Source organism: Blastococcus atacamensis (genome assembly GCF_002938425.1).
Lineage (GTDB): Bacteria > Actinomycetota > Actinomycetes > Mycobacteriales > Geodermatophilaceae > Blastococcus > Blastococcus atacamensis.
The window spans coordinates 20006-29099 of sequence record NZ_POQU01000047.1; the positions used below are offsets into that span (position 1 = coordinate 20006).

Annotated in this window: 10 protein-coding genes; 8 read left to right on the forward strand and 2 right to left on the reverse strand. The window is 73.6% G+C overall.

Annotated elements, in window-relative coordinates:
* Window positions 1-127 precede the first annotated feature (127 nt).
* From C5508_RS12235 to C5508_RS12265, 7 genes are all read left to right on the forward strand, one after another.
* Window positions 128-805 (forward strand): GntR family transcriptional regulator, encoded by a 678-nt coding sequence (locus tag C5508_RS12235; RefSeq protein ID WP_232797088.1) that lies wholly within the window; start codon window positions 128-130, stop codon window positions 803-805.
* Window positions 806-866: 61 nt separating this feature from the next.
* Window positions 867-1532: a GntR family transcriptional regulator gene (locus tag C5508_RS12240; protein ID WP_104525236.1), complete on the forward strand. Its 666-nt coding sequence runs from the start codon at window positions 867-869 to the stop codon at window positions 1530-1532.
* The gene (locus C5508_RS12245) at window positions 1529-2230 is read left to right on the forward strand and encodes a 4-carboxy-4-hydroxy-2-oxoadipate aldolase/oxaloacetate decarboxylase (RefSeq protein ID WP_104525225.1); all 702 of its coding nucleotides are present in this window, start codon (window positions 1529-1531) and stop codon (window positions 2228-2230) included. The genes C5508_RS12240 and C5508_RS12245 overlap by 4 nt, the downstream gene beginning before the upstream one ends.
* Window positions 2230-3306, forward strand: coding sequence for a 4-oxalomesaconate tautomerase (locus tag C5508_RS12250; RefSeq protein WP_104525237.1), 1077 nt, complete (start codon window positions 2230-2232; stop codon window positions 3304-3306). Before C5508_RS12245 ends, C5508_RS12250 begins: the two co-directional genes overlap by 1 nt.
* Window positions 3307-3330: 24 nt before the next feature.
* A complete protein-coding gene (locus tag C5508_RS12255) occupies window positions 3331-4293 on the forward strand; it encodes a VOC family protein (protein WP_104525226.1) in 963 nt (320 codons plus the stop codon).
* The gene (locus tag C5508_RS12260; RefSeq protein WP_104525227.1) at window positions 4290-5069 is read left to right on the forward strand and encodes an NAD(P)-dependent oxidoreductase; all 780 of its coding nucleotides are present in this window, start codon (window positions 4290-4292) and stop codon (window positions 5067-5069) included. Before C5508_RS12255 ends, C5508_RS12260 begins: the two co-directional genes overlap by 4 nt.
* Window positions 5066-6085, forward strand: a complete 1020-nt coding sequence (locus tag C5508_RS12265; RefSeq protein ID WP_104525228.1) for an amidohydrolase family protein — start codon at window positions 5066-5068, stop codon at window positions 6083-6085. The genes C5508_RS12260 and C5508_RS12265 overlap by 4 nt, the downstream gene beginning before the upstream one ends.
* A 22-nt stretch (window positions 6086-6107) precedes the next feature.
* Here C5508_RS12265 and C5508_RS12270 read toward each other — a convergent pair whose 3' ends face one another.
* Complete coding sequence (locus C5508_RS12270; RefSeq protein ID WP_104525238.1) at window positions 6108-6728, reverse strand: putative quinol monooxygenase; 621 nt, start codon at window positions 6726-6728, stop codon at window positions 6108-6110.
* 355 nt (window positions 6729-7083) lie between these two features.
* Between C5508_RS12270 and purU the strand changes: the two genes are divergently transcribed.
* Window positions 7084-7956, forward strand: coding sequence for a formyltetrahydrofolate deformylase (gene purU, locus C5508_RS12275; RefSeq protein ID WP_104525229.1), 873 nt, complete (start codon window positions 7084-7086; stop codon window positions 7954-7956).
* Window positions 7957-7971: 15 nt separating this feature from the next.
* Here the strand turns inward: purU and C5508_RS12280 are convergent, their stop codons facing one another.
* Window positions 7972-8958, reverse strand: a complete 987-nt coding sequence (locus C5508_RS12280; protein ID WP_104525230.1) for a hypothetical protein — start codon at window positions 8956-8958, stop codon at window positions 7972-7974.
* Between the last annotated feature and the right edge of the window lie 136 nt (window positions 8959-9094).

A 9094-nucleotide genomic window follows, 5' to 3' on the forward strand; every position in this document is an offset into this window, starting at 1 on the left:
CTCCGGACGGGCCGCCCCTCTCGCGCCCGGTCCCGCCGCTCCGCGGGTCCCTCGCACGGAGGACGTCGTCGTACCGGGCCGGCCACTTCTCTTGAGGCCGGGTCGGCACGCTCCCTACGGTGGGCCGGTGGCGCAGGTGGTCGGCGGGGTCCCGCAGTTGCGCAGCGGCGTGCAGGCCAGGCGCATGGCCGAGCAGCGGCTGCGCGACGAGATCACGCGGGGCGTCGTGGCGCCGGGGCAGCGGCTGGTCGAGCCCGAGCTGGGGGAGCGGTACGGGGTCACCCGCAACAGCGCCCGGCTGGCCCTGGACGTGCTGATCGCCGAGGGTCTGGTCGAGCGGATCCCCAACCGCGGGGCGCGGGTCCGCATCGTGTCGACGGCCGAGGCGGTGGCGATCCTCGAGTGCCGCCAGGCCCTCGACGGACTGCTGGCGCACAAGGCCGCCCTCAACGCGACCGCCGGCCAGATCGACGGCCTGTGCGCCACGCTGGAGCAGTTGCAGCGGGCGGCGGTCGACCAGGAGCCGCTCGGTTTCTGGTCGCTGCTCCAGGAGCACCACCGGCTCGTCCGCGCGTCCGCCGGCCAGGCCATCGCGTCGTCCCTGGTCGAGCGCCTCCAGGGTCAGGTCCTGCGGCACCAGTTCCGGTTGCTCCTGCGCCCCGGGCAGGCCGAGCGGTCGCTCCCCGACCTGGGGCGGGTCGTCGACGCGGTGGCCCAGCGCCGGCCGGACTGCGCCGAGGCGGCCGCCCGGTCGCACCTGCAGGAGCTGATCGACGCGTTGCTGCGGGAGTCGGCGGGGGGCTAGCGCCCAGCGGATTGCGTACAGGATCGTTGGCAATCCGCGCCGCATGGATTACGGTGCGGCCATGGCATCCGCGGCACAGGAAACGGCGGAACGCGCCCTCCGCGGCGCGATCTCCCGCGGTGACATGCCGCCCGGGTACCGGCTGGTCGAGGCCGAGCTGGTCGACCTGATCGGGGTGAGCCGCAGCGCGGTGCGACTGGCGATCGACGCCCTGGCCGCGGAGGGGCTCGTCGAGCGGATCCAGAACAAGGGCGCCCGCGTGCGGGTGGTCTCCACGGAGGAGGCCATCGCCATCACCGAGTGCCGCCTGCCGCTCGAGGGACTGCTCGCCCGCAAGGCGGCCGAGCGGATCACCGACGCGGAGGCCGACCGGCTGCGCGCGCACCTGCACACCATGACCGCCGCCGTCGACTCCGGCGACCTCCGGAAGTACTCGGAGCTCATCCGGCAGCTGTACGCGCTGGTCGCCGAGTCCGCCCGCCACCCGATCGCGGCGGACCTGGTCGGCCGCCTGCAGGGCCAGCTGGTCCGCCACCAGTTCCAGCTGTCGCTGCGGCCGGGGCGTCCCCGCGTGAGCCTCAGCGGCCTGTCCGACCTGGTGCACGCGATCACCGACCGCGACCCCGAGCGGGCCGAGGCCGCGGCGGGAGCCCACCTCCGCGGCGTCATCACCGCCCTGTCCGAGTCCAGCCCGTCCGAGTCCAGCCCTTCCGGAGGAGCAGCATGAGGAACGTCGTCGTCACCGATCCGCCGCGCGCCGACGCCGGCGACGCAGCCCGGCTGGGCGAGTTCGGCGTCGCCACCGTCCACGAGGCGCTCGGGCGGGTGGGCTACCTCGGCCCGGAGCTGCGCCCCGCCTGGGCGGGCGCGCGCATCGGCGGCACCGCGGTCACCGTTCTGTGCTGGCCGGGCGACAACCTGATGATCCACGTCGCCGTGGAGCAGTGCCGGCCCGGCGACGTGCTGGTCGTGGCCACCAACTCGCCGTCCACCGACGGGCTGTTCGGCGAGCTGTTCGCCACCGCGCTGGCCTCCCGCGGCGTGCGCGGGGTGGTGCTGGGCTGCGGCGTCCGCGACGTCCGCGAGCTGGAGGAGATGGGCTTCCCGGCCTGGTCGCGCGCGGTCAGCGCGCAGGGCTCGGTCAAGGCGACGGCCGGCGCGGTGAACGTGCCGATCGTGCTGGGTGGCCAGACGATCCGCCCGGGCGACGTCGTCCTCGCCGACGACGACGGCGTGATGGTCGTGCCGCGCGCCGACGTGCCCCGGGCGCTGACCGCCGGCCAGGCCCGGATCGACAAGGAGGCCGCCAGCCGCGCGGCCTTCCAGGGGGGCGAGCTGGGCCTGGACCGCTACGGCCTGCGCGACCAGCTGCCCTCCTTCGGCATCGAGTACGTCCCCTACGAGGAGTACGTCAGGGAGCAGTGATGGCTTACGACGACACCGGCGTCCGCTGCACGATGCTGCGCGGCGGCACCTCCCGAGGACTGTTCTTCGAGGCGGCCGACCTGCCCGCGGACCCCGCGGAGCGCGACGAGCTGCTGCTGCGGCTGATGGGCACGCCCGACCCGCGGCAGATCGACGGCCTGGGCGGGGCCACGACGCTCACGAGCAAGGTCGCGGTCGTGTGGCCCTCGGCGGACCCCGACGTCGACGTCGAGTACCTGTTCCTGCAGCTCGGGGTGGACGAGGCGACGGTCAGCGACCGGCAGAACTGCGGCAACATCCTCTCCGGGGTGGGCCCGTTCGCCGTCGAGCGCGGGCTGGTCCCCGCCGCGGCCGACGAGACCAGCGTGCGCATCCGGATGGTCAACTCCGACAGCGTCGCCGTCGCCACCTTCCCGACGCCCGGGGGCGCGGTGGAGTACCGGGGCGAGGTGGAGATCGCCGGTGTCCCGGGGACGGCCGCGCCGGTGGTTCTTGCCTTCACCGACACCGAGGGCTCGGCGACCGGCGCGCTGCTGCCCACCGGGCACGTCCGCGACACCGTCGAGGGCATCGAGGTCACCTGCGTGGACAACGGCATGCCCGTCGTCCTGGCGCTCGCTGCGTCCTTCGGCCTGACCGGGCACGAGTCCCACGAGGAGCTGGCCGCCGACGCCTCGCTGCTGGAGCGGATCGACACCTTCCGCCGCAAGGCCGCGGAGATCATGGGCATGGGCGACGTCTCGGGCGCCTCGGTGCCCAAGACCGTGCTGCTGTCCGCGCCCGCCGACGGCGGCCAGGTGTGCACCCGGTCGTTCATCCCGGTGCGGCCGCACACCTCGATCGGCGTGCTCGGCGCCGTCAGCGTCGTCACCGGGATGCTCCTGCCGGGCGCCGTCGGCCACGAGCTGACGGCCGACTGGCCGGCCGACACCTCCCGGGTCGACGTCGAGCACCCGACCGGCCACCTGATGGTCGACGTCGTCGTCGACGGCTCGGTCACCCCGCCCCGCGTCGTCCGCTCGGGCGTCGTGCGCACCGCCCGCAAGCTGTTCGACGGCACCGCCTTCCCCCGTTAGTCCGACCCTCCAGAGGAGAACCTCGTGCCGCCGCTCCACGACATCGCGCACCTCGCCCACGTCGAGCTGCTCACCGACAAGCCCGAGGAGTGCCTCGACTTCTACGTGCGCTACCTCGGCCTGACGGAGAACGGTCGCGACGGCGACTCGGTCTTCCTGCGCGCCTGGGACGACTACGAGAACACCACCATCAAGCTCACGGCCGCCGAGCGGCCCGGCGTCGGCCGCACCAACTTCCGTGCCGCCACCCCGGAGGCGCTGGAGCGCCGGGTGGCCGCGATCGAGACGACCGGGCTGGGCAAGGGCTGGCAGGACGGCGACCCCGGGTACGGCCCGGTCTACGTCTTCACCGACCCCGACGGCCACGAGATGGGCGTCTACTACGAGACCGAGTGGTACGCGCCGACCGGGGACCTGAAGCCGGCGCTCAAGAACCAGGCGCAGGCCTACCCCGGCCGGGGCGTCAGCGTCCGGCGGATCGACCACATCAACTACCTCGGCGTGGACCCCGTCGCCAACCGCGACTTCGCCGTCGACGTGCTCGGCGGCATGGTCACCGAGCAGATCGTGCTCGACGACGGCGTCGCCGGCAGCTGGACGACGTTCACCAACAAGGGCTACGACGCCGTGTGGACCCGGGACAACACCGGTACCTCGGGCCGGCTCCACCACCTGTCGTTCGCCGTGGACAGCCGCGACGACATCATCCGCGCGGCCGACCTGGCCCTGGAGCACGGGATCCACATCGAGACCGGCCCGCACAAGCACACGATCCAGCAGAGCTTCTTCCTCTACGTGTGGGACCCGGCCGGCAACCGCATCGAGCTGGACAACCCGGGCGCGCGGCTGGTCTTCGCCCCGGACTGGAAGCCCATCGACTGGAACGCTGCGGAGCGGGCCAAGGGCCAGGCGTGGGGGCTGCAGACCATCTCCACGTTCCACACCCACGGCACCCCGCCGGTCGAGCAGCCGGGCGCGGCCGGGTGACGGCGCGCATCGCCCTGCTGGGCCTGGGGGAGGCCGGCTCGGAGATCGGCCGTGACCTGGTCGCCGCCGGCGCCGACGTCCGCGGGTACGACCCCAAGGGCCTGACCGTCGACGGCGTCCAGCCGCGCGGCAGCGAGGCCGAGGCGGTGGCCGACGCCGACCTCGTGCTGAGCGTCAACAGCTCGCACGACGCCCTGACCGCGCTGGGCAACGCGCTGCCGGCGCTGCGTCCGGGCACGGTGTGGGCGGACCTCAACACCGCCTCACCCGGCGTCAAGGAAGCCGTGGCCGAGGCGGCGGCCGACGGCGTCGCGGTCGTCGACGTCGCCCTCATGGCACCCGTGCCGGGCAAGGGGTTGCGCACGCCGATGCTGGTCTCCGGCCCGGCGGCGCAGCGCTACGCCGACCTGCTGTCGCCCCTGGGCGCCGAGGTCACCGTGCAGCCCGGTCCGGTGGGCGAGGCCATCTCCCGGAAGCTGCTGCGCAGCGTCTTCTACAAGGGGCTCGCCGCCGCGGTCGTCGAGGCGCTCGCCGCCGGGGAGGCCGCCGGGTGCGCCGACTGGCTGCGCGGCAACATCGGCGCCGAGCTGGCCGGCTTCGACGACCGCACGATCGACCGGCTGGTCGAGGGCACCCACCGGCACGCCCGGCGGCGGGCCGACGAGATGGCCGCGGCCACCGAGCAGCTCACCGAGCTGGGGGTCACCCCCCGCGTGGCGACCGCAGCCCGCGACCTGCTCACCGCTCTGCGCGACGCACAGGAGGGAACGGCGTGATCATCGACTGCCACGGTCACTACACCACCGCCCCGGCCGCCCACACGGCGTGGCGCGAGGAGCAGGTGTCGGCCTGGAAGGCGGGGACCACGCCGCCGGCCTACCCCTCGATCAGCGACGACGAGATCCGCGAGAGCATCGAGGGCAGCCAGCTGCGGCTCATGGACGAGCGCGGCATCGACCTCACCCTGTTCTCCCCGCGTGCCTCGGCGATGGCCCACCACGTCGGCGACGCGGCGGTGAGCCTGGAGTGGGCGCGCCGGAACAACGACCTCGTCCACCGGGTGACCACGCTGTACCCCGACCGGTTCATCGGCGTCTGCCAGCTGCCGCAGTCGCCGGGCGAGCCGATCGAGGGGTCGATCGAGGAGCTGCGCCGCTGCGTGGAGGAGCTCGGCTTCGTCGGCTGCAACCTCAACCCCGACCCCAGCGGCGGGCACTGGACATCCCCGGCCCTGACCGATCGCAGCTGGTACCCGTTCTACGAGGCGATGGTCTCCCTCGACGTCCCGGCGATGGTGCACGTCTCCGGCTCCGCGACGCCGTTCTTCCACGCCACCGGCGCGTACTACATCAGCGCCGACACGACGGCGTTCATGCAGCTGATCCAGGGCGACCTGTTCACCGACCTGCCCGATCTGCGGCTGGTGATCCCGCACGGTGGGGGAGCGGTGCCCTACCACTGGGGGCGCTACCGGGGACTGGCCGACATGCTCGGCCGGCCGCCGGTGGAGTCGAACGTGATGGGCAACCTCTTCTTCGACACCTGCGTCTACCACCAGCCCGGGATCGACCTGCTGCTCGACGTCATCGACACCCCGAACATCCTGTTCGGGTCGGAGATGGTGGGAGCGGTCCGCGGCATCGACGAGCGGACCGGGCACCATTACGACGACACCCGCCGCTACATCGAGGCCGCGTTCGAGAAGGGCTCGCTGGACGACGACGCCCGCGCGGCGGTCTTCGAGCACAACGTGAAGCGGGTCTACCCGCGCCTGGCCGCCGCGCTGGGATGACGCGACGGGTGCCCGGGGCGGTTCAGATCGTCTCGGGCACCCGCAGGTGCGCGATCGCCACCTCGAACGCGGCGGTGTCCTGCGCCTGGATGCCCATGGTGGGCGCGAACTCCTCGCGGAACTCCCGGGCGCCCTCGCTCGCCTTCTCCAGGTCCTCGCGGGTGTCGTAGGAAACCGCGGCCACCGTCAGGCCGTCGGCGCGGCGCACCATGACGCTGACGCTGCAGAACCCGGGCAGGTCCTCGAGCTTGGGCATCAGCGAGAGCCGGACGGCGTCCACCGCACGGTCCACCGACGACGGGTCGCTGCGCAGCCAGGTCACCCGGCAGGCCGTGGCCGGGTGCGGCTCGTGCACCCGGTGCATGGCGGCGATCTCCCACTCCTCCAGCTCCGGCCGGCCACCGAGGGTCTGCACCGTGCGCTCGGCCAGCTCCCGGACACCGTCCTCGCTCGCGCGCAGCGCTGCCTCGTCGGCCCAGGACGTGGTGACGATGCAGTGGCCGGACTCCCGATCCGCGAGCATCGACAGGCCCACGCAGCCGTCCATGGCGCGCATCCGCGGCATGACCTCGTCGCGGACGTAGGCGATCCCCTCGTCCACCGACTCCGGGTCTCCGTGGATCACCGTCGTTCGGGCGTGCATGCGGGCCATCGGTCCTCCGGTCTCGGGTCCTCGGCACCCCGGGTGGGGCGTGCGGCACAGGGTGCGCGCGCACCCGTGCCACCGGCAAGACCCCGAGGGCGGTGCGGGGGACAGAGGCGACGGGTGCCGCTGGTGCACCGCTACGGACGGCGCCCGGCCCTACGTCGATTGTCGCGGGCGGGGCGGCACGTCCAGCCGTCCGGGAGACGTCATCTGCGGCATCCGTCACACTGGGCCGCTGCATACCTTTCGGACGGACGCTCGCACAGGCCCCGACCGGGGCCGACGCGGGCGACGCGACGACCTCCACGCGACCGGACGACCGGCCGCGCGGACCCACCCAGGAGGAGGAGCGATGACGCGGCTCGCCGGCGCCCAGCACGGTGTCCTGGTGCTCTCCTGCCAGGACGCCCCGGGCATCGTGCACGCGGTCTCCGGGTTCCTGATGCAGCAGCACTGCACGATCCTGGAGAGCCACCAGTTCGACAGCCCGACCAGCGGCATGTTCTACATGCGCGTCGAGTTCGCGCAGCTCGAGGGCGGGCCGCTGGACATCCCGGCTCTCCGCGCCACCTTCGAGGAGACGGCCCAGCAGTTCGGCATGGCCTGGCGGCTGACCGACACCGCCGAGCGGCAGCGGGTGGTGATCATGGTCAGCAAGTACGCGCACTGCCTGATCGACCTGCTGTTCCGCAACTCGATCGGCGAGCTGAACCTCGACGTCGTCGCCGTGGTGTCCAACCACCCGGACCTGGAGAACATCGCCGCGTTCTACGGCGTGCCGTTCCGGCACATCCCGGTGACGCGGGAGACGAAGGCCGAGGCCGAGGCGGCGCTGCTCGACATCGTGCGGGAGGAGCGCGTCCAGCTGGTCGTGCTCGCCCGGTACATGCAGATCCTGAGCGACGACCTGTGCCGGCAGCTCGAGGGCCGGGCGATCAACATCCACCACTCGATGCTGCCGAGCTTCAAGGGTGCACGCCCGTACCACCAGGCGCACGCCCGGGGGGTCAAGTTCATCGGCGCCACGGCGCACTACGTGACCGGGGACCTGGACGAGGGCCCGATCATCGAGCAGGAGATGCTCCGCGTCGGCCACGCGCTGGACCCCGAGCAGCTCGCGGCGCGCGGCCGGGAGGCCGAGATCCGGGCGCTGGCCCACGCGGTGCGCTGGCACACCGAGAACCGCGTGATCATCCACGGCAACCGGACCGTCGTCTTCGAGTGACGGCCGGCGCCGGCGTCAGCCGGCGCGCACCTCGCCCGACCGGCGGACCAGCCGGTCGGCGACGGAGCGCCACGAGCGTGCCGGAGGTGCGACGGCGGACGCGACCGCCGCGGCCTCGACCTCGGCCCGGAGCGTGGCCCGGCGGGCCTCGAGCGCCTCGATCTCGGTGAGCAGGGCCGTCCGGCGGGTGGCGGCGGAGAGGTCCAGGCGCCGCCGCTCGTCGGCGGTCGCCTCGTCGGCGCGCCGGCGCTGCTCGCGTCCGATGTCGAGCATGCGCACGATCTCGCCCCGGGCGTGCACGCGCGCGTCGGTGATCTGGTCCGCAGCCTGCTGCCGCAGCACCGCGACGTCCCGCTCCGCGGTCCGCTCGGTGAGCTGTGCCCGCGCCAGGTGCCGTTCGGCCTCGGTGCGGAGCCCGGCCGCGGTCCGCTCGGCGTCCTCGACTGCTCGCCGGGCGTCGGCCAGCAACTCCCCGGCCTCGGCGGCCGCGGCGGCGACCGCGCGAGCAGCCTCCTCGCCGGCCTCGGCGAGGACCCGGGCCGCCTCGGCGGACAGCCGCGCGGCGGCCTCGGCGGCCGCCGCGCGCTCGGCCCGGGCCTCGGCCCGGGCCTCGGTCCGGATGCCCTCGGCCTCGTCGGCCGCGGCGGCGAGCAGCGTGCCGATCCGCTGGGAGGTCCCGAGCAGCTCCCGGCCGTCGCTCGAGTGGTCGAGCAGGGCGCGGGCGTCGTCCAGGGCGGTGACGGTGTTCAGGTGCCGCACCAGCAGGTGCTCGTGCGCCCGCTCGGCGCTCGCCAGCTCCTCCTCGGCCCACCGGACGTAGGTGTCGACCTCGAAGCGGTCGTAGCCGGCCACGGCGCGGCGGAACATCGGCGCGGACCCCATGAGGCCGGCGAGGTCCCCGGCGACGTTCGGGCGCTCGGGATCGGACGGGTCGCGGTGCCGGCCCGGCGCGGGCGTCTCCACCGGTGCGACCGCCGCTGCGGTGTGGATGTCGGTGCTCATCGGTGGCGTCTCCCGCACGATCGCGTCCAAGGAAGAGGGACGCTACGGCGCTCCGAGCGCCGTAGCGTCCCTCTTCCTTTCTGTCCCTTTTACACATCTGACACGCCCTACTAAGAAGATCGTGTCGAACACGTTG